19 protein-coding genes, 1 tRNA gene and 2 pseudogenes are annotated in these 20701 nt (G+C 61.5%); 10 read left to right on the plus strand and 12 right to left on the minus strand.

All coding sequences use genetic code 11. From position 1 onward, the window contains the following. The first annotated feature begins 1179 nt into the window (after positions 1-1179). Positions 1180-1838 (plus strand): annotated as a pseudogene (locus tag G3436_RS07860) (histidine phosphatase family protein). Between the two features lie 75 nt (positions 1839-1913). Here G3436_RS07860 and G3436_RS07865 read toward each other — a convergent pair. The 6 genes from G3436_RS07865 to G3436_RS07885 form a co-directional block, all read right to left on the minus strand. Beyond that, positions 1914-2111: a hypothetical protein gene (locus tag G3436_RS07865; protein ID WP_420801187.1), complete on the minus strand. Its 198-nt coding sequence runs from the start codon at positions 2109-2111 to the stop codon at positions 1914-1916. Positions 2112-2279: 168 nt separating this feature from the next. Next, entirely contained in the window at positions 2280-2948 is a 669-nt protein-coding gene (locus tag G3436_RS07870; protein WP_163943276.1) for a class I SAM-dependent methyltransferase, read from the minus strand. Positions 2949-2996: 48 nt separating this feature from the next. After that, positions 2997-4058: an ankyrin repeat domain-containing protein gene (locus G3436_RS07875; RefSeq protein WP_163943279.1), complete on the minus strand. Its 1062-nt coding sequence runs from the start codon at positions 4056-4058 to the stop codon at positions 2997-2999. A gap of 135 nt (positions 4059-4193) precedes the next feature. Then, complete coding sequence (locus G3436_RS27420) at positions 4194-4670, minus strand: GIY-YIG nuclease family protein (protein ID WP_243667053.1); 477 nt, start codon at positions 4668-4670, stop codon at positions 4194-4196. A 176-nt stretch (positions 4671-4846) separates the two neighbouring features. After that, entirely contained in the window at positions 4847-5779 is a 933-nt protein-coding gene (locus G3436_RS27425) for an SNIPE associated domain-containing protein (RefSeq protein ID WP_243667054.1), read from the minus strand. A 192-nt stretch (positions 5780-5971) separates the two neighbouring features. After that, positions 5972-6059 (minus strand) — tRNA-Ser (locus tag G3436_RS07885). A gap of 122 nt (positions 6060-6181) precedes the next feature. On the opposite strand from G3436_RS07885, the pseudogene G3436_RS07890 reads away from it, so the two are divergent. The 8 genes and pseudogenes from G3436_RS07890 to G3436_RS07925 all read left to right on the plus strand — a co-directional run bounded on the left by G3436_RS07890 (position 6182) and on the right by G3436_RS07925 (position 12006). Continuing rightward, a pseudogene (locus G3436_RS07890) lies at positions 6182-6852 on the plus strand (Bax inhibitor-1/YccA family protein). A gap of 230 nt (positions 6853-7082) precedes the next feature. Beyond that, on the plus strand, positions 7083-8453 hold the full coding sequence (locus G3436_RS07895; RefSeq protein WP_163943282.1) for a nucleobase:cation symporter-2 family protein: 1371 nt from the start codon (positions 7083-7085) through the stop codon (positions 8451-8453). Between the two features lie 102 nt (positions 8454-8555). Next, positions 8556-8948 (plus strand): sulfurtransferase complex subunit TusD, encoded by a 393-nt coding sequence (gene tusD, locus G3436_RS07900; protein ID WP_163943285.1) that lies wholly within the window; start codon positions 8556-8558, stop codon positions 8946-8948. A gap of 1 nt (position 8949) precedes the next feature. Next, on the plus strand, positions 8950-9309 hold the full coding sequence (gene tusC / locus G3436_RS07905; protein WP_163943287.1) for a sulfurtransferase complex subunit TusC: 360 nt from the start codon (positions 8950-8952) through the stop codon (positions 9307-9309). Next, positions 9309-9605, plus strand: coding sequence for a sulfurtransferase complex subunit TusB (gene tusB / locus G3436_RS07910; RefSeq protein ID WP_163943290.1), 297 nt, complete (start codon positions 9309-9311; stop codon positions 9603-9605). Before tusC ends, tusB begins: the two co-directional genes overlap by 1 nt. Continuing rightward, on the plus strand, positions 9602-9937 hold the full coding sequence (locus G3436_RS07915) for a TusE/DsrC/DsvC family sulfur relay protein (RefSeq protein WP_163943293.1): 336 nt from the start codon (positions 9602-9604) through the stop codon (positions 9935-9937). Before tusB ends, G3436_RS07915 begins: the two co-directional genes overlap by 4 nt. Further along, positions 9934-10929, plus strand: a complete 996-nt coding sequence (locus tag G3436_RS07920) for a glycosyl transferase family protein (protein ID WP_163943296.1) — start codon at positions 9934-9936, stop codon at positions 10927-10929. Before G3436_RS07915 ends, G3436_RS07920 begins: the two co-directional genes overlap by 4 nt. A gap of 108 nt (positions 10930-11037) precedes the next feature. Then, on the plus strand, positions 11038-12006 hold the full coding sequence (locus tag G3436_RS07925; RefSeq protein ID WP_163943299.1) for a glutathione S-transferase family protein: 969 nt from the start codon (positions 11038-11040) through the stop codon (positions 12004-12006). 106 nt (positions 12007-12112) lie between these two features. Here G3436_RS07925 and cysG read toward each other — a convergent pair whose 3' ends face one another. From cysG to ftsK, 6 genes are all read right to left on the minus strand, one after another. Next, entirely contained in the window at positions 12113-13498 is a 1386-nt protein-coding gene (gene cysG, locus G3436_RS07930; protein WP_163943302.1) for a siroheme synthase CysG, read from the minus strand. Then, a complete protein-coding gene (gene serS, locus G3436_RS07935) occupies positions 13499-14779 on the minus strand; it encodes a serine--tRNA ligase (RefSeq protein ID WP_163943305.1) in 1281 nt (426 codons plus the stop codon). 17 nt (positions 14780-14796) lie between these two features. Beyond that, entirely contained in the window at positions 14797-15171 is a 375-nt protein-coding gene (crcB, locus tag G3436_RS07940) for a fluoride efflux transporter CrcB (protein WP_163943307.1), read from the minus strand. Continuing rightward, positions 15168-16493 (minus strand): replication-associated recombination protein A, encoded by a 1326-nt coding sequence (locus G3436_RS07945; RefSeq protein ID WP_163943310.1) that lies wholly within the window; start codon positions 16491-16493, stop codon positions 15168-15170. The genes crcB and G3436_RS07945 overlap by 4 nt, the downstream gene beginning before the upstream one ends. An 18-nt stretch (positions 16494-16511) precedes the next feature. Further along, positions 16512-17135 carry an outer membrane lipoprotein periplasmic chaperone LolA gene (lolA, locus tag G3436_RS07950; protein WP_163943313.1) on the minus strand — a complete coding sequence of 208 codons (624 nt, stop codon included), beginning with the start codon at positions 17133-17135 and terminating at the stop codon, positions 16512-16514. Between the two features lie 64 nt (positions 17136-17199). Next, on the minus strand, positions 17200-19605 hold the full coding sequence (gene ftsK / locus G3436_RS07955; RefSeq protein WP_163943316.1) for a DNA translocase FtsK: 2406 nt from the start codon (positions 19603-19605) through the stop codon (positions 17200-17202). 390 nt (positions 19606-19995) lie between these two features. Here ftsK and aat point away from each other — a divergent pair, with 390 nt between their 5' ends. Then, positions 19996-20691: a leucyl/phenylalanyl-tRNA--protein transferase gene (gene aat, locus G3436_RS07960; RefSeq protein ID WP_163943344.1), complete on the plus strand. Its 696-nt coding sequence runs from the start codon at positions 19996-19998 to the stop codon at positions 20689-20691. Positions 20692-20701: the final 10 nt, after the last annotated feature.

The following is a 20701-nucleotide window of genomic DNA, read 5'->3' on the forward strand; positions in this document are numbered from 1 at the left end:
AAGGTGTGCTTCTGATCAAAGCCACCAATTAAAATATATAGCCATCAGTGCTTACATCACTACCCCTAAACAAAACCTCGCTATTTATAACCTCAATGACAACCCCCGACCACGCCATATTTACTATGCGTGAACCCTCAACAAAAAAATGAAGACTCATAACTAGTCATCGTTGGAATATATTTATTCCCCTTGTCGCTTGTCGACAGGGTAGAATCCTTAATGTAGGCGTTGGATTGCCCACCGCAAGAGCTATCGCGCTTACGTTTTCTATGCGTGAGCTGACAATGGTCCCTTGACTACCCAATAATCTTATCCCTCTAGGATTAGATCCATCCTACCCACTCGGGCAACAACCGACTATTATGCATATTCAGCGTCGAGCCATACACATCGATATACTTGTCTCACCACCCAGCACATTTAAAGTGGCGCCATCATAAACCCCCACGGCTCGGCAACTTGGCCTCGCAGAACGGTAACCTCAGAGCCTGCAAATTTCCCCAGAAAAGCGAAGGCCGAGAGAACAAAGCAGCAGCTATCACCACCGCGAGGATCAGAAAGTTATTCTTTAGCATGCCCTGCATGGTATCTCCTTGACCATCTGCCTTATTGGCAGGGACTGTCCATTTTAATTTTGACTATTAAATAATTTTCTACCACCGAAAAAACCTTCTCCACCAACGTAAGAAAACAAACTTAATTATCGTGGATTTTCTACTACCATCTTGTAGGAAAAGACCATTGCTGACGTGGGGAAAATCCCAAAACCTGCACGACACCAACGCCTTTGAGGCTGAGTGCTATCTACTACTCCACGAGCACAGGAAGTTGAGCTATTCCGTACTGGATGATCGCCTACATATTTTCATAGGCGTAGTTAACCCGGAGTTCTCGGTCCTGGCATTTTATTATTGGTGATCACCGGAGAAAGCAAATCAACTACTCAAAATCTCTCAGCTGACAAAGCGCTGTGGCGAAATCTGTTACGTGGGCGATTTTATGGAGAAATGATCGCCACTATCGAGGCTCTATCTATCTCGATGCGAGGGCACGGCAAGCACTGGCTATGCTCCGGGCGCTCAAGTAATGGAAACACAGGCACACTGATCAAAGAAAAGCGCCTATTGGCACCGGCCCAGTTAAGCCTGCACTCTCCCATTAGATGAAACCAACCCTGTGAAAACCGTCAGGCTGCCCCGTCACGGCGAGAGCGCAGCGAACGCCGGCGCTGCGAGCCGAGACCACGCAAGTATCCCGCTGACGGACAAAGGCATTGGCCAAGCGCAATGTGTGGCGCGCTCCTTCGATCACGCCCCTGCGCGGATTGTCGCATCTGCCTTCTCCCGCGCCCAAGACACTGCGCGGGCGACTGCCGCGATGTACCCCGGTGTCCCGTTCGAAACGTGGCCCATCGAAGAATTCACCGACCTTGACCCCGCACGGTGTATGGGCACGACCGTGGCTCAGCGCCAGGGTTGGGTGCAGGTGTACTGGAACAGGGCGCAGCCCTGCTATAGCGACGGTGAGGGGGCAGGGTCATTTATGCTTTCGTTGCCCGGGCGCAATCATTTCTGGAGCGCCTCGCAGCGCATCCGGCTCAGCACATCGCGGTGTTCTCACACGGCCAGTTCCTCAGTGCGGTTGCCTAGCTGCTCGAATAAAAGCCACAGCACATCGACAGCCATGCCATGACGCAGTGGCGCGCCTATGAAATCGAAAACAACCTGGCGAATGGCTGGGGCCATCAGTTATGCCGAGAGCACGGCGCGGTGGCGTGGCAACTAGCCTACCGAGTGGAGCCGGATGGCAAACTGCAGCAGCCCCGCCGTGGATAGGTGATGGATGGCTATAGCGCTTGTTCGGGTATTAAAAAGCCCGCTCATGGCGGGCTCTGCGTACACAGCGCTATTTCAATTGGGCTGAATGCCTTTGATGAGCTGCAGGCGCATTGGGTAGCCTTGTGCAGGCTGCACGACCGTTTCGGTTTCGACGGTCTGTACCACTTTGCCCTCAGCGTCCTTGGTAACAGCAATCGTCTTGCTGTAGGTGCTTTGAACGACGCAACCACTCATGGCGGCACTGGCCGCGATGACCGCGAAAAAAATCATGTGTTTCATTTGGGCTTCTATCCTTGGAAATTTGCGGGGCGGACTGTATCAATACGCCATCATCCAGGGAAACTGTTTTGCGCCACCCTTCCAGTGCTGCGGCGTGGCCCAGCCTGCTGGCACAACGGTGCTGGCGATGCCTGACTGCCCCGGCATCGCCATCCACACTCACACGCGCTGTAGTACGTAACTGCTCTCGAAGCCATATACGCTGCCCAGCACGTTGAAACCCTTGAAGTAACCGGCGGCCCTGAGCAGGTCGACCGCAGGGCCCACCTCGGGCGAGTGGGTAAAGTCGCGGTAATCGTCAAACACGATAAACCCACCCGGCACCACACTTGGCGAGTACAGCAGGAAATCCAGCAACACGTTGCGACCGTCGTGGCCACCGTCGATATGCAACAGCGCAACCTGGGGTGAAAGATTGTAGAAGCGCTCGGCGCACAGCTCTGAAAAGCCGCGGATAACCAATGCGTTTGGCAGCAGCAGCTCCTTGTAGTGGCTGAATTCTTCGAACTGGTTTGGCAACGCGAACGGGTCGATACCAATGATGCGACGCTCGCGGTTGCTCACCTCATTCATCAGCATCAACGACTTGCCCTTCCACACGCCGATTTCCACGACGTCACCCGGCAGCTCGGTAATCAGTGCAGACAGATAGCCGAGCAGGCGCACATCCTCATGGAACGACAACTCGCGACGCGGCATGGCCTTTTCAGGCGGCAAGCTGGCCTGCGCCTGCTCGAAATGCTGCCCGATCAATCCCCATACCTGCGATACGCAGTCGGTCATTTCCGGGTTACGGGCGAATTCGTTGAGCTCTTGGATAGTGATCATGTTTTCTCTAGTTACTTCGGATGACTGGAGGGTGTGGCCGCTTGTGCCTTACCTGCGGTAGGCAGGCGCCGCCAGGGGCTCAGGCTGCGGATTGGCGATGACCCAGCGCACGGCCAGCGCACAGAGTCGATCGGTCTGTTGCGTATCGTCGTGACCAGCGCGCAGGGCAGCAGCCAGCGCTTGTGCTTCAGCAAGTTCGTGATCAGGCAAAGGTGTAGCGCTGCCCAGGTGGGCGAGCAACGCCGCCAACATCGCCTTGAAATCGGCGTCCCAGTTGGCCGAGCCGTTGTGGTGTATCTCGCGGGAGATCCGGCCGCTGATGCGGATTACTTCACCCTGCACCGTCGCCGCCGGGCCGGTGGATGGCACCAGCAGTTCCCACAACTGTTGGTGCTGATCGTGCCAGACACCGTCGGTGACGATGATGGCAGCCTGACCGTCGTGAACGTTGCGTGAGGCAGCGGGTGTGGCGTCGAAAAGGCGGTAGAGGCTGGTCAGGGCGACGTCGGTTGATTCGAGGTAGTCCGGGTTGAAGGTGGCGCGGTGAAACGCGAACTCACGACCGATGCGTTGCACTTCAGCAAGCATCGCGTCATCGCGCTGCAGCCCAGCCACCAGCAGGGTCTGGGCGATTTTCGCAGTGGCCTCGATATCGGCGTTGCGGGTGGTGGCCAGGGCGATGTGCAGTACGTTGTGCCCCTGGCGGCTACTAGCATCGATGCTGGCGCCACGGCGGATCAGGGCAGCGATGGCGTCGGCCTTGTGGCTTTTGGCGGCGGCATGCAACGGGGTGTCGCCCTGATAATCCTGGGCCTCGATGTCGGCCCCCAGGTCCAGCAGCAGGTCGACGCAGCCGAGCCAGCTGGAACTGCGATGGTGCAAAGGCGTGCGCTGGTAGGTATCGCGGGCATTGATATCTGCGCCCTGCTCCACTAGCCAGCGGGCCAGTTCGTCGGGACAGTTGTAGAAGCCCAGGGCGGTGCTTTTGCTGTAACCGCCGGTGGCTTCAAGCTCGCACGCGTCAAATACGGCGACCAGCTCGGCGAAGGAGGCTTGCTCCAGAAGCTCGTCGAAGTCCTTGGGGAGCGTCTTGCGTTTTCGCTTGGCCATGGGGGCATCATCGTCCTGATGAAAAAGGGGGCTATCATAGAGCGAAATTGTTAAGTTGAAAGCAACTGCCAGACAAGGATACGCCGCGTACCCTTGTCTCTGTGGGAGCGGGGGGCTTAGCCTGCGCCACCCGCTCTAGGCCGTGGCCAACGCGTCCTCCTCGGACTGTTCAATTGTCTCTTCCACCTCCAACTGATGACGCGTCCACTGCGCAGCAATAGCCGGACTATCGATAATCTGCTGTTCGATGCGTTTCGTTTCCTTGAACTCGAGCGACTTGGCGCTCATCGTCCATTGCGTCTCGACCCCAAGCTCCTCGAGCTCTGAACGAATGGCGGGCAGACCAATCCGGAAGAACTCCTTGCGGGGATTGACCTTGTTCACCTGCTCACGCAGGAAGTGGCGGTGGAGCTTTTTCTCAAGGCCGGGCGCGTCATCACTGAAAATCATTGCGTGAACGTCAAACTCGAAAGGTACGCTTGCATCACCAAGTTCACGCACACGATCCAGTGGTTCCAAACGGCGCGTCATGCCGATCTTGAAGACGTGCTCACCGAACGAGCCGACATTGGAGATGACGTACACATGGCCAGCGCGGGTTTGCTGAGCCATGGAAAGTGCGCGTTGATTTTTTTCCTCGGCGGCCTGTAACTGCGCTTGAAGCGACGCCAGACGCGCTTCGAACTCGGCACGCTCTGCAGCGCTGGCAGCGGCTACCTGGTCCTGGGCTTTTTCCAGTGCCTTGCGCAGCGTGGATTCCTCCTTGGCCGCGTCCTTGATGGCTCGTTCTACTCGCGGCGAGCCTTTTCTTCTTCCCGGATTTGCTCGCGCAACTGACGCTGCTCTTCACGCTCCTGCTCTTTCAGCAGTTTTGCCGTCACCGCCCAGCGTAGCTCTTCCAATCGTGAGATGAGGTATTCATCAGTGATACGGGCGTTACGAAACGGTGCACCATTAAGGTTTACCAGAGCTGCTGCGTCGCGGATCTCCTGCTCGAGCTTGCCGTGGTTGTCAGATTTGGATCGGGAGAGAATCGAGTCGACCTTGCCATTGAAGGCATCTACTACAAACCGCAAAGCAGTTTCGCGTCGATTCGTTTCCACATACTCACAGGCTGCAGCCCTGCCAGTCTTGACCATAAGCCGTGTGTATTCTCTAGCCGCCTTGAGTTCCTGGCCGGCTTCAGCGAAACCAAATTCCTCTGCCAGGTCATCCAAGAGGTTGTAGGTGGGGACAATATAAGCATCGCCATACCCCTCGATGACATTTTTCATGGCCTGGGCAGCGTCAGCGTAGTGCTTGGCCTTACCCATGGCCTCAAAGGCCTCTCCGGCCACTTCCTTGGCACGCTCTTGGGCGTTTGCAACGATCTTTTCTGCATCGGCGATGGCTTGCTTCAGTCGGCTTTCGGCCTGCTCCACCTTCGATTGCGCCTGCTGCAGAAGACGGCCACGTTCGGTCTGGGTCTCTCCCAGAATTCGCGCAGCCTCGGCTTCGGCGTCCACGATACTTTTGAAACGCTCTAGTTCCTTCACCTTCTGCTGAAGTTGCAGGAGTAAGGAAGCCACCTCATCCTCAGTGACTTTGAGATCGCTCTGCCTGGCGGCCAACTCCATTTTCAGTTGACTGATCAGCCCCTTCGCCTTGGTGTTTTTAACCAACAGGACAAAAGCTGTAATAAACGCAATTAATGCCAGAAGCTCCATGAGCAGCTCATCCATGTCGATGACAAAGCGCGGATGCTACATCGTCATGATATCTATGCGCCACCATCGCTCCGGCTTTTCACACTACGGTCATGTCCGTGGGAAAAGCTCGAAATGGCGGCACTGCAATGCAGCGAGCCGGGCGGGCGCTGGCAAATAGCGCGCACAAAAAAGCCCTGAACGATCAGGGCTTTGATGAAAATAATATGGCGGAAGCGTAGAGATTCGAACTCTAGGATAGTTGCCCATCGACGGTTTTCAAGACCGTTGCCTTAAACCACTCGGCCACGCTTCCTTCGTATTGCGGCCGCCATAATACCGAAATGAAACAAGCTGTCAAACTCTCTAGGTGGCCGCTTTGCAGACGTCTGTTATGATCTTTGCATCTGAACGTTTCAAACCCACAGGAGTGTCGCCATGCGCGAACAGGATTACGCCGTCAACCACGGCCTGCAGGTCGAACAGCAAGAGGTCAGCCGCGTCCTGCGCAACACCTATGGCCTGCTGGCCATCACCCTCGCTTTCAGTGGTGTCATGGCCTACGTGGCCCAACAGATGCGCGTCGGCTACCCGAACATCTTCGTGGTGCTGATCGGCTTCTATGGCCTGTTCTTCCTCACCAACAAGCTGCGTGACTCGGTATGGGGCCTGGTCTCCACCTTCGCACTGACCGGTTTCATGGGCTTCCTGCTCGGCCCTATCCTCAACCGCTACCTGGGGATGGCCGCGGCGCTGAAGTGGTCAGCTCGGCATTCGCCATGACTGCGCTGGTGTTTGGCGGCCTGTCGGCGTATGTGCTGATTACCCGCAAGGACATGAGCTTCCTGGGCGGCTTCATCACCGCCGGCTTCTTCGTGCTGATGGGCGCGGTGATTGCCAGCTTCTTCTTCCAGATCAGCGGCCTGCAACTGGCGATCAGCGCCGGCTTCGTGCTGTTCTCGTCGGTATGCATCCTGTTCCAGACCAGTGCGATCATCCACGGCGGTGAGCGTAATTACATCATGGCGACCATCAGCCTGTATGTGTCGATCTACAACCTGTTCGTGAGCCTGCTGCAACTGTTTGGCTTGATGAGCCGCGATGACTGATTGCGGGATGAGTTGTTGAGTATGTGAGAAAGCCCGCTTCGGCGGGCTTTTTTGTGGGTGCCCGATTGAGGCTTTGCGCTCAGTCGCCGGCAACGCCGGCTTCTACGCTCTGCGGACAGAAGCGGACGGTGCCGGCCAACGCTCCAAACAATGCTGGCAACGTGGGCTACCCCAATCCCCGTGCGCCCCGTAGAATGCGCTCCTTTTTTCTGCCCGGGGCAGCATTACCCATGAGCTCACTCGAACAAGCGCCCGCACAGGCCAACGAACTGGTCCTGGGCCTGGAAGACCGGCCTCGCCCGCTCATCGCCCTGCTCGCCGCACTGCAACACCTGCTGGCGATCATCGTGCCAATCGTGACCCCAGGCCTGCTGATCTGCCAGGCCCTGGGCGTGTCCGCCCGCGACACCAACCTGATCGTGTCGATGTCGCTGGTCATCTCCGGTATCGCGACCTTCGTGCAATGCCGCCGCTTCGGGCCCTTCGGCGCCGGGCTGCTGATCGTGCAAGGCACCAGCTTCAATTTCGTCGGCCCACTGATCGCCGGCGGCGCACTGATGGTCAAGCAAGGCACGCCGGTAGAAGGTGTGATGGCCGCCATCTTCGGTGTGGTGATCGCTGGCTCCTTCGTGGAGATGGGCATTTCGCGCATCCTGCCCTTCGTCAAACGCCTGATCACCCCGCTGGTGACCGGTATCGTGGTGCTGATGATCGGCCTGACGCTGATCAAGGTCGGCCTGATCAGCATGGGCGGCGGTTTCGGCGCCATGGCCACCGGCACCTTCGCCAACGGCGAAAACCTGCTGCTGTCGGGCGTTGTACTGGCAATTATCGTAGTGCTCAACCGTATTCCCGTGGTGTGGATGCGCAGCTGCGCCATCGTGATCGCACTGGCCGTGGGCTACGCGCTGGCAGGCTATCTGGACCGCCTGGACTTCACCGGCATGCATGAAGCCGCTGTATTCCAGGTGCCCGTACCGCTGCACTTCGGCCTGGGCTTCTCGTGGGCACTGTTCATCCCGATGCTGGTGATCTACCTGGTGACCTCGCTAGAGGCCATCGGCGATGTTACCGCCACCAGCAAGGTCTCGCGCCAACCCGTCGAAGGCCCGCTGTGGATGCAGCGCATCAAGGGCGGCGTGCTGGTCAACGGCGCCAACTCGCTGCTGGCCGGCGTGTTCAATACCTTCCCAAGCTCGGTGTTCGCACAGAACAACGGGGTAATCCAGCTGACCGGTATCGCCAGCCGTCATATCGGCATCTGGATCGCCGCGATGCTGGTGATCCTGGGGCTGTTCCCAAGCGTGGCCGGCGTGATCCAGGCTGTGCCAGAGCCGGTGCTGGGTGGCGCCGCAATGGTGATGTTCGGGGCGGTTGCCGCCTCGGGCATCAATATCCTGGCCAGCATCAGCCTGGATCGCCGCGCGCTGCTGATCATCGCCGTGTCGCTGGCACTGGGCCTGGGCGTGGCACAGGTGCCGGAGTTCCTCGCGCACATGCCGTCGGCACTGCGCAATGTACTGGAATCGGGTGTAGCTACCGGCGGGATCTGCGCGCTGGTGCTGAACTGGTTCCTGCCTGAGGCCAAGCCACGGGCCTGAGTCTCGATCAGGTCGCGTTGCGGCCTTTCGCCAGCAAGGCCGCGCCTACAGGCGCCGGCTTTTTGCTTTATCATGGGCGCAGTTTTGCTGACAGAGCACACCATGAAGTTCGCCCTAGCAGTTTTTTCCCCCGGACACGCGCCCTCCTCGCGCCGCGCCCTGCTGTTCGCGCAGGCAGCACTGGCCAGCGGGCACGAGATCGTGCGGCTGTTTTTCTATCAGGACGGCGTGCACAGCGCCTCGGCCAATGTGGTCTCGCCTCAGGACGAACTGGACGTACCGACCCAGTGGCGCGCCTTTGTCACCGAGCACAAGCTTGATGCCGTGGTGTGCATCGCCGCTGCCCTGCGCCGCGGCGTGCTGAACGCCGAAGAAGCGCAACGCTACCAGCGCCCCGCAGTGAACCTGCCCGCGCCCTGGGAGCTATCCGGCCTTGGGCAATTGCATGAAGCCGCACAAACCGCCGACCGCCTGGTCTGCTTCGGAGGCGATTGAGATGGCCAAGTCACTGCTGATCATCAGCCGTCAAGCCCCCTGGGCCGGCCCCTCGGCGCGTGAAGCGCTGGACATCGCGCTGGCCGGCGGCGCTTTCGACCTGCCCTTGGGCATGCTGTTTCTGGATGACGGCGTGTTCCAGCTGGCCCCCGCGCAGCAGCCTTCGCACGTACAACAGAAGAACCTGGCCGCCAACCTGCAAGCCTTGCCGATGTTCGGTGTAGAAGCGCTGTTCGCCGCCGCGAGCAGTTTGCAGGCGCGCGGCCTGGCCGCCGACAGCCTGACGCTGGAGGTCGAGGTACTCGATGACCACGCGCTGGCGGCGCTGATCGACCGTTTTGACCAGGTGGTAACCCTCTGATGAGCACCCTGCATGTCATTTCCCACTCGCCGTTTGGCGACGACCGCCTGAGCAGCTGCCTGCGCCTGCTCGGCAGCCAGGACGCGCTGTTGCTGTGCGGCGACGCGGTGTACGCGCTGCAACCCGACAGTGCGCCGCTCAAGGCATTGCAGGCCGCTGGCCTGGTGTCGCGCCTGTTCGCCCTCGATGAAGACCTGCAGGCGCGGGGCATCCACAGCGGCATCGCCCAGGCCACCGACTACCCGGCGTTCGTAGGCCTGTCACTGGCCTACGACAAGGTCAACAGCTGGCTATGAACACCCTGACAGTCGACGCGCGCGACATCGCGCTGGACAAGGACGGCTTTCTGGTCGACCTGCAAGACTGGTCCGCCCCCGTTGCCGAGGCCCTGGCCGCCCGCGAAGGCCTGAGCCTGACCGCTGAACACTGGGAAGTGCTGGCGTTGCTGCGCCAGTTCTACCAGGAGTTCGAGCTGTCGCCCGCCACGCGCCCGCTGATCAAGTACACCGCCTTGAAGCTGGGCCCGGACAAAGGCAACAGCCTGCACCTGAACCGCCTGTTCAACGGCACTCCCGCCAAACTCGCCGCGAAGCTCGCGGGCCTGCCCAAGCCGACCAACTGCATATGACCGAACCCAGCCCGCTGATCACCGAAACCCCGGCCGAACACCCGTTTGCCCAGTTCGTACGTATTCTGGGCAAGGGCAAGCGCGGCGCGCGCGGCCTGACCCGTGAAGAAGCCCGCGAAGCCATGGGCATGCTGCTCGACGGCAAGGTCGAAGACACCCAGTTGGGCGCCTTCCTGATGCTGCTGCGGCACAAGGAAGAAAGCCCCGAGGAGTTGGCCGGGTTTACCGAAGCCGTGCGCCAGCGCGTACAGGCGCCACCGATTGCGCTCGACCTCGACTGGCCGAGCTACGCCGGTAAAAAGCGTCACCTGCCATGGTTTTTGTTGGCCGCCAAGTGCCTGGCCAACAATGGCATCCGCATCCTGCTGCACGGCGGCGGCGCGCACACCTCCGGGCGCCTGTACACCGAGCAGGTGCTGGAGCAGGTACAGATTCCCCTGTGCCGCGATTGGGACAGCGTGGCCGACGCTCTGGAGGCGCAGCGCATCGCCTTCATCCCGCTGCAGGACTGGGCGCCGCGCCTGCAACGCATGATCGACCTGCGCAACACCCTGGGCCTGCGCTCGCCGATCCACTCGCTGGCCCGGGTGCTCAACCCGCTGGGTGCTCGCTGCGGCCTGCAGAGCATCTTCCACCCCGGCTACCAGGCGGTGCACCGCGAAGCCAGCCGCCTGCTGGGCGACATGGCCATCGTGGTCAAGGGTGACGGCGGCGAGATCGAGATCAACCCCGACGCCACCAGCCATCTGTACGGTACCGCAAACGGCGAAGAGTGGGACGAGGAATGGCCGCAGCAGTCGGCCCAGCGCCATGTCAAACCGGCCAGCCTGGAGGTATCACACCTGCTGGCGGTATGGCGCGGCGAATCCGGCGACAGCTATGGCGAAATGGCCCTGGTGGCGACCATGGCCCTGGCGCTGCGCGGCCTGGGGCACTCCCCCGAGGCAGCGTTCACACAGGCACAGCAATGGTGGGCTGCCCGCCTTAGCTAGGCAACCCATCGAGAAAGCCGATCATAAACGCCCATGCTTTGCGCTATTCGTTCGAACTTGAGCCCGTACACTGGGCTCCAAGTTGAATGAATCGCCAAGGAGAGAACCATGGGCCTGTTGATCGACGGCCGCTGGCATGACCAGTGGTATGAAAGCAGCAAAGACGGCGCCTTCCAGCGCGAAAATGCGCAACGCCGCAACCAGCTGCCGGCCGCCGAGGCCGGGCGCTATCACCTGTATGTGTCGCTGGCCTGCCCGTGGGCACATCGCACGCTGATCTTTCGCAAGCTCAAGGGCCTGGACAAACTAATCGACGTGTCGGTAGTCAGCTGGCTGATGGGTGAAAACGGCTGGACCTTCGACAAGGCGCTCGGCTCGACAGGCGACGCGCTCGACAGTCTCGACTTCCTGCACCAGCGCTATACACGCGACGACCCGCACTACAGCGGCCGCGTTACGGTACCCGTGCTGTGGGACAAGCAGGAGCAGCGCATCGTCAACAACGAGTCGGCCGAGATCATCCGCCTCTTCAACACCGCCTTTGACGGGCTGACCAGCAATCGCCTCGACCTGTACCCCGAAGCGCTGCGCACCAGCATTGATGCGATCAACGAGCGGGTGTATCCGGCAGTGAACAACGGTGTGTATCGCGCAGGCTTTGCGACCACGCAGCAGGCGTATGAGCAGGCGTTCGACGAGCTGTTCAGCGAGCTTGATGCGCTGGAGCAGCTACTGCACACGCAGCGTTATCTGGCGGGCGAGTACCTGACCGAGGCCGACTGGCGGCTGTTTACCACGCTGATTCGCTTTGATGCGGTGTACCAAGGGCACTTCAAGTGCAACCTGCGACGCATCGCCGATTACCCGAACCTGTCGAACTGGCTGAGGGAGCTGTATCAGTGGCCAGGCGTGGCCGAGACGGTGAACATGGCGCATATCCAGCATCACTATTACATGAGTCACAAGACCATCAACCCGAACGGGATTGTGCCCAAAGGGCCGTTGCAGGACTTTACGGCAGCCCACGACCGGGAACGCCTTGAAGGGCGAGGGATCTGGGACAAGACCAGTTTCTGAGCAGGTCTTGAGGACGCCTTCGCTGGCAAGCCAGCTCCCACAGGTAACTCATCGTCCTCAAGATCGATGGCGTCCCTGTGGGAGCTGGCTTGCCAGCGAAGCTTTTTTACTGAGCGCCTTCGAACCAGGCCAGCTTCTCGCGAAGCTGCACCACTTCGCCCACGATCACCAGCGTCGGCGCATGCACTTCATGCTCCGCCACCAGTTGCGGCAAGTCGGCCAAGGTGCCGGTGAACACCCGCTGGTTGACCGTGGTGCCCTGCTGAACCAGCGCCGCCGGCGTGTCCGCCGAACGACCATGGCGAATCAGCTCGGCACAGATGGTCGGCAAACCCACCAGCCCCATGTAGAACACCAGCGTCTGCGCCGGTGACACCAGGTCGTGCCACGGCAAGTTGCTGGTGCCGTCCTTGAGGTGGCCGGTGACGAAGCGCACCGATTGCGCATAGTCGCGGTGGGTCAGCGGAATACCGGCATACGCCGAACAGCCGCTGGCCGCAGTAATGCCCGGTACCACCTGGAACGGGATGCCCTGCTCGGCCAGCTCTTCGATCTCTTCGCCACCACGGCCGAAGATGAACGGGTCGCCGCCCTTCAGACGCAACACCCGCTTGCCCTGCTTGGCCAGGTCGATCAGCAGCTGGTTGATCTGGTCCTGCGGCACGCTGTGGTCGGCGCGGCGCTTGCCGACATAAATGCGTTCGGCATCGCGCCGGCACAGCTCGATGATCGCAGGGGCCACCAGACGGTCGTACAGCACCACATCGGCCTGCTGCATCAGGCGCAGCGCACGGAAGGTCAGCAGGTCCGGGTCACCCGGCCCAGCGCCGACCAGGTACACCTCACCCGAAGTGTGCGGCAAAGCACCGTCCACCTTGGCCTGCAACAGGCGTTCGGCTTCGGCGCCCTGCCCGGCCAGCTGGCGCTCGGCAATCGGGCCCTGGAATACATCTTCCCAGAAGCCGCGGCGCTGGTTCACGTCCGGGTACAGCTCCTTGACCCGATGGCGAAAGCGCGCCGCCAGGCCAGCCAGCTCGCCGTAGGCCGCCGGAATCCAGGTTTCCAGCTTGGCCCGGATCAGGCGGGCCAGCACCGGCGCATCGCCGCCACTGGACACCGCCACCACCAATGGCGAACGGTCGACGATGGCCGGGAAGATCACCGTGCACAAGGCTGGCGCATCCACCACGTTGACCGGCACGCAGCGTTGACGGGCATCGGCCGATACCTGGGCGTTGAGCGCCTGGTCATCGGTGGCCGCAATGATCAGCTGGCAACCCTCCAGGTCGCTTTGCTGGTAACCACGGGCCAGCGTCTGACCGCCACTGGTGCGCGCAAGCTCGGCCAGTTGCCCTTCGATTTCGGGCGCGACCACGCGCAGTACAGCGCCGGCATCGGCCAGCAGGCGAGACTTGCGCAAGGCAATCTCGCCCCCACCCACGACCAGCACCTGGCTGCCCCGCAGGTTGTGGAACAGCGGCAGGAACTCCATTTAGCCGATGATCTCCAGGCCGCCCATGTAAGGCTTGAGCACCTCAGGTACACGGATCGAACCGTCGGCCTGCTGGTAGTTCTCAAGCACCGCCACCAAGGTACGACCTACCGCCAGGCCCGAACCATTGAGGGTGTGCACCAGTTCCGGCTTGCCGGTTTCCGGGTTGCGCCAGCGCGCCTGCATGCGACGCGCCTGGAAGTCACCGCAGTTGGAGCACGAGGAGATCTCGCGGTACTTGTCCTGGCTCGGCACCCACACTTCGAGGTCGTAGGTTTTCACGGCGCTGAAGCCCATGTCGCCGGTGCACAGCGCCAGTACGCGGTACGGCAGCTCGAGCAACTGCAATACACGCTCGGCGTTGGCGGTCAGGCCTTCGAGGGCCTCCATGGATTTGCCCGGCTCGACCACCTGCACCATCTCGACCTTGTCGAACTGGTGCTGACGGATCATGCCGCGGGTGTCGCGGCCCGACGCGCCAGCTTCGCTACGGAAGCACGGGGTATGGGCGACGAACTTGATCGGCAGTTGCTTGGCATCGACGATCTCGCCAGCCACGATGTTGGTCAGCGACACTTCGGCGGTCGGGATCAGGTAGAAGTCGGCCTCGCCTTCGCGGCTGATCTTGAACAGGTCTTCCTCGAACTTGGGCAACTGGCCGGTGCCTTGCAGCGCCGGAGCCTGTACCAGGTAAGGGGTGTAGGCCTCTTCGTAGCCGTGCTCGGCAGTGTGCAGGTTGATCATGAACTGTGCCAGCGCGCGGTGCAGGCGTGCGATCGGGCCACGCAGCAGGGCAAAGCGTGCGCCCGACAGCTTGGCGGCGGTCTCGAAATCGAGGTAGCCGTTGCGCTCACCGAGGGCTACGTGGTCCTGGATGGCGAAATCGAAGGCGCGCGGGGTGCCCCAGCGGCGTACTTCGACGTTGCCTTCCTCATCTTCACCAACCGGTACGCTGGCGTCCGGCAGGTTGGGGATGGTCAGCAGGATCGAGTCCAGCTCTTCGCGAATACCATCCAGCTCGACCTTGCCGGCAGCCAGTTCGGCGGCCATGCGTTCGACGTCTGCCATCAGCGGGGCGATGTCTTCGCCCTTGGCCTTGGCCTGGCCGATGGACTTGGAACGGGCGTTACGCTCGGCCTGCAGCTGTTCGGTGCGGGTCTGCACAGACTTGCGGCGCTCTTCAAGTGCTTCGATGCGCGCGACATCCAGGCTGAAGCCACGGGAGGCCAGGCGGTCCGCCACTTCCTGAAGTTGGCCGCGTAACAGTTGGGAATCGAGCATATCGTTTTCTCGTTGGTTCAGAATTTGGTCAAGGACAAGCCGGCCCAGGTGGCGAGCAGGCCACCCACCACGCTGAGCGTGGCGTAGCCGAACGCCAGTGGGGCTTGCCCGCTTTCGAGCAGGCGCACGGTGTCCATGGAAAAGGATGAAAAGGTCGTCAGGCCGCCAAGGAAGCCGACGATCAGGCCTGCGCGCAGTTCGACCGGCACCAGTGGGCGATGCACAAACAGCCCGTAGAGCAAGCCGATCAGCAGGCAGCCAATCAGGTTGACCGCCAGCGTACCGAGATAGAAGTGGCGTGGCCAGTGCGCATTGACCCAATTGCCCGCGGCAAAGCGCAGCAAGGTGCCGGCAATACCCCCCGCACTGACGGCGGCGACCAGCACAATCACGGTTTTCTCCGTTGCCGCGGGCTCAACCGGTCGAGTTCGGCCAGGTGGCGCAGCTTCTCGCCGATCTTAAGCTCCAGGCCACGGGGCACGGGCTGGTAGTACTGACGCGGCTCGAGTTCGTCCGGGAAATAGTCCTCGCCAGCGGCATAGGCGTCCGGCTCGTCGTGGGCGTAGCGGTATTCATCGCCATAGCCTAGCTGCTTCATCAGTTTGGTCGGCGCATTGCGCAGGTGCAACGGCACTTCCAGCGAGCCATGCTCGGCCGCCTCGCGCAGGGCGGTCTTGAAGCCCATGTACACCGCGTTGCTCTTCGGCGCGCAGGCCAGGTAGGTAATGGCCTGGGCCACCGCCAGCTCGCCCTCGGGGCTACCCAGGCGCTCCTGCACGTCCCAGGCGGCCAGGCACAGGCTCAGCGCACGCGGGTCGGCGTTGCCGATGTCTTCGCTGGCCATGCGCACCACGCGCCGCGCCAGGTACAGCGGGTCGCAGCCGCCATCGAGCATGCGCGCGAACCAGTACAACGCGCCATCGGGGTTGGAGCCACGCACCGACTTGTGCAGCGCAGAGATCTGATCGTAGAAGGCTTCGCCGCCCTTGTCGAAACGGCGACGCGTGTCACCCAGCAGGCTCTGCAGCAGCTCCACGCCGATCTCGCTGCCATCTTCGGCCAGGTCGGAGGCGTTCTCCAGCAAATTCAGCAGGCGCCGGCCATCGCCATCGGCAGCGGCCAGCAGCATCTTGAAGGCTTCATCGCCCAGGCTCAGTTGACGCTTGCCCAGGCCGCGCTCTTCAGTGAGGGCGCGCTGCACCAGCCGGTGCAGCGCAGCCTCGTCCAAGCTCTTGAGCACGTACACGCGCGCGCGCGAAAGCAGTGCGTTGTTGAGCTCGAACGAGGGGTTCTCGGTGGTCGCACCGATGAAAATCAGCGTGCCGTCTTCCACATAGGGCAGGAAGGCGTCCTGTTGCGATTTGTTGAAACGGTGCACTTCATCCACGAACAGGATGGTGCGCCGCCCGTACTGGGCCGCCTGCTGCTTGGCGATTTCCACCGCCTGGCGGATCTCCTTGACCCCGGCCAGCACCGCCGACACGGTCTCGAAGTGCGCCTCGCAGAACTGCGCCAGCAGCCGCGCCAGGGTGGTCTTGCCCACCCCCGGCGGGCCCCAGAAGATCATCGAGTGCAGCGCACCCTGCTCCAGTGCCTCGCGCAGCGGCTTGCCGCGCGCCAGCAAGTGCTGCTGGCCGACGTACTCGTCCAGGTTAGCCGGGCGCAAGCGCGCGGCCAATGGCTGGGCAACGGGGTCACTTCGAAACAGGTCCATGGACGACGCTACTACCTCTTACTCCGAAATGACGTCAGCGCCTTTCGGGATATCGAACTTGAATTTGCTCGCCGGGATCGCCTCGTTGGCCTTGACGCCGGTAAACAGGATATTGGTGCGCTGGCCAACACTGTCGATCAGTTGCATGTCATTCACCAAGCCCTTGCGGAACGAAAGACGCAGCGAGTCGAACAGGGTGTCCTTGGTTTTCGGCTTGAGCACGAAGTCCATCACGTCGCCCTGCTCCTTGGAGGTGATGTCGAAGCTCTGGCTGATTTTCGACACATCGCCGGACAACAGCAAGGCCGGCGTTTCGGTCAGGCGCTGATCGAGCTTCTTGACGGTGGCCTGCTCCAGGTCCGGGTCCCACAGGGTGACGTTCTTGCCGTCGGATACCACGACCTGCTCGGCTGGTGCATCGGTGTGCCAGTAGAACAGGCCAGGACGCTGTACCGACATTTCGCCGGTGGTTTCCTGCAACTGGGTGCCACCGCCGTCGAGGGTCAGTTGGGAAAAGCGGGCACTGATCGTCTTGGACTTGTCCAGCAACTGGGTCAGGCGCGCGGCATCCGCCTCGGCGGCAATGGCCGAAGCGCTGGACAGGGCCATAGCAGAAACCAACAGCATGCGAATCAGGCGCATGGAAATCCTCGTTGCAATTTTGAAGGGGCCGGTAGCCGTCAATGGCCACCAGCAAAATGGATCATCAGTCGCGCATTGGCCCGGGCGCAATCACTTCACGCGAACCGTTGGTGTTCATGGCAGTGACCACACCGGCCATTTCCATCGCCTCGATCATGCGCGCGGCGCGGTTGTAGCCAATCTTGAGCTTGCGCTGTACCGCCGAGATGGAAGCACGACGGCTTTCGAGCACGAACTGCACGGCTTCGTCGTACAAGGCATCGGTTTCGGCGTCATCATCGCCACCGCCACCGCCGCCGCCATCGAAGCCGCTGCCGGCCTCTTCGACACCACTGAGGATGTCGTCGTTGTAGTCCGGGGCGCCACGCAGTTTCCAGGCTTCGACCACACGGTGCACCTCTTCGTCAGAAACGAATGCACCGTGCACGCGAATCGGCAGGCTGGTGCCGGGCGGCATGTACAGCATGTCGCCGTGACCCAGCAGTTGCTCGGCGCCCCCCTGGTCGATGATGGTACGCGAGTCGATTTTGCTCGATACCTGGAACGCCATGCGGGTCGGGATGTTGGCCTTGATCAGGCCGGTGATCACGTCCACCGACGGGCGCTGGGTGGCCAGGATCAGGTGGATGCCCGCGGCCCGCGCCTTCTGGGCGATACGTGCAATCAGCTCTTCGACCTTCTTGCCGACGATCATCATCATGTCGGCGAACTCGTCCACCACCACCACGATGGTCGGCAGGGTCTTGAGCAGCGGCGGCACGTCGTCCATGCTTTCGCGCTTGAACATCGGGTCGTAGATCGGCTCGCCCGCCTCTTCGGCGTCCTTGACCTTGCGGTTGAAGCCGGCCAGGTTGCGCACGCCCATGGCCGCCATCAGCTTGTAGCGGCGCTCCATCTCGGCCACGCTCCAGCGCAGTGCGTTGGCCGCATCCTTCATGTCGGTGACCACCGGGCACAGCAGGTGCGGGATGCCTTCGTAGATCGACAGCTCGAGCATTTTCGGGTCGATCATGATCAGTTTGGCGTCTTCGGGGCCGGACTTGAACAGGATCGACAGGATCATCGCGTTCACGCCCACCGATTTACCCGAACCGGTAGTACCCGCCACCAGCAGGTGCGGCATCTTGGCTAGGTCGGTGATCACCGGTTTGCCACCGATATCGTGGCCCAGCGCCATGGTGACCGGCGACTTGGCCTCATCGTACTGCGGCGACGACAGCACTTCGGAGAAGCGCACGATCTGGCGGTCTTCGTTGGGGATCTCGATGCCCACAGTGGTCTTGCCCGGGATCACTTCGACCACCCGCACACTGGTCACCGCCAGCGAACGCGCCAGGTCCTTGGCCAGGTTGGCAATGCGGCTGACCTTCACGCCGGCGGCCGGCTGGATCTCGTAACGGGTAATCACCGGACCTGGGTGGATCGAGTCCACCGACACTTCGACACCGAATTCCTTGAGCTTGATTTCCAGCAGGTGGCCTACGCCGGCCAGGGACTCTGGCGAGTAGTTGACCTTCTTTTTCTCGGCCGGGTCGAGGATCGAGATCGGTGGCAACGTGCCTTCGATGGCGCTGTCGACGAACAGCGGCGTCTGTTTTTCCTTCTGCACGCGCTTGCTCGGCTCGGGCGCCTTGGCCGGGGCTGGCATGATCACCGGCGGCACATGCTGTTCGCGCTCGGCCACGTGCTTGCTCAACGCGTTATCGCGCTCGATGATGCGTTCCTTGGCCTTGATCTGTTCGCGGCGGTCCGCCACCACGGGCGCCACCACATCGAGCACCTGCTCGTCGACCTCACGCAGCTGGGCCACCAGCCGCTTGCGTTCGTTGCGCCCCGCCCACCAGCGGTTGGCGGCGCCCTGGAACAGCTCGAACAGATCAAGGGTGATCTTGCCGGTGATGTCCATGACCTTGAACCACGACAGGTCGGTGAACACGGTCAGGCCGAACAGGAACAGGGCAATGAACATCAGCGTGCTGCCCTGCACGTTCAAGGCGTTCTTGGCCAGGTCGCCCAGGCTTTCGCCCAGCGCACCACCCGCCGAGGCAGGCAGGCTAGGGGCCGAATGGAAGTGGATGTGCGCCAGCGCCGCACCCGACAGCACCAGGAACACCAGGCCGATCAGGCGCCACGAGAACAGCCAGCCGCTCCACTGCCAGGGCTGGTGGCGTTCGCGGAAGATCTGCCAGGTCTTGATGGCCAGCAGCAACGGGAAGATATAGGCGAAGTAGCCCAGCACCATGAACAGTACGTCGGCGAAGAATGCCCCGGCGCGGCCGGCGGCGTTCTGGACCTGCTCGACGTTGCTGGTGTGGCTGAACCCCGGATCGGCCTGGTCGTAGGTCAGCAGGGCCATCCACAGGTACAGGCACAGGGCGCCGATGGCGATCAGTGCACCTTCCTTGAGCCGGTAGTGCAACTGCTGGCGCCAGAGCGGCTCGGGGTTGGGTGTTGCGGTGGATTTCTTCAAAACGCGTCTATTCCTGCGCTCAATGCGCGTCCAACAGGGGTTGGCCGGTAACGGGGCCAACAAACCACTACTTTTAACATTACTGCCCGCCTGCCGCCATGACGGCACGCCGGAACGAGGCGTAAACGGGGGCCAATTTCCTATACGACAATTTGAGCACGCATTTTCTTTTGTGACAAAGGCTTATGCGGGGTTTTTGCGTAGCTGGGACAGCATAGTGCAGGTTAAGTTGCGGCGCGCTTGCAGCCGCTTTCGCTGGCAAGCCAGCTCCCACAGGTTATGCGCTCACGTCAAGCACGCTGCCTGCCCTGTGGGAGCCGGCTTGCCGGCGAAGCTTTTTACAGCGATGCTGACCCACTCCCCTACCCTGCCGCAGTGCGATTGAACGACATGCTGACCTGGCTGAGCCGCAACAACCTGGACTTCCCACCACTGGAAAAGGCCCTGCATGAGCCCAACGGCCTGCTCGCCGCTGGCGGCGATCTCAGCGCCGAGCGTCTGGTGCAGGCCTATCGCCACGGTTGTTTCCCTTGGTATCAGGACGGCCAGCCCATCCTGTGGTGGTCACCCGACCCGCGCACCGTGCTGTTCCCGGACGAGCTGCACGTGTCACGCTCGCTGCGCAAGGTGCTGCGCCAGGGCCGCTACCAGGTCAGCTTCGACCAGGACTTCGCCGCCGTGATCCACGCCTGCGCGGCGCCGCGCGCCTACGCCGACGGCACCTGGATCACCGACAACATGCAAGCCGCCTACCTCAAACTGCACCAGCAAGGCTTCGCCCACTCGGTGGAGGTACGCGAGAACGGCGAACTGGTCGGCGGCCTCTATGGCCTGGCCATGGGCCGCCTGTTCTTCGGCGAGTCGATGTTCAGCCGCGCCGACAACGCCTCCAAGGTCGGTTTCGTACACCTGGTGCAGCACCTGAAAGAAGCCGGCGTGGTATTGATCGACTGCCAGATGCCCACCGACCACCTGCACAGCCTGGGTGCCCGCGCCATCGCCCGATCCAGTTTTGCCGAGTACCTGCGCGACCACCTCGAGCAACCGGCCAACGCCAGCTGGGTCTGCCGCCAAGCCGTTTGCTAGGCGAGTTTTC

The organism is Pseudomonas brassicae (genome assembly GCF_010671725.1).
Classification (GTDB): domain Bacteria; phylum Pseudomonadota; class Gammaproteobacteria; order Pseudomonadales; family Pseudomonadaceae; genus Aquipseudomonas; species Aquipseudomonas brassicae.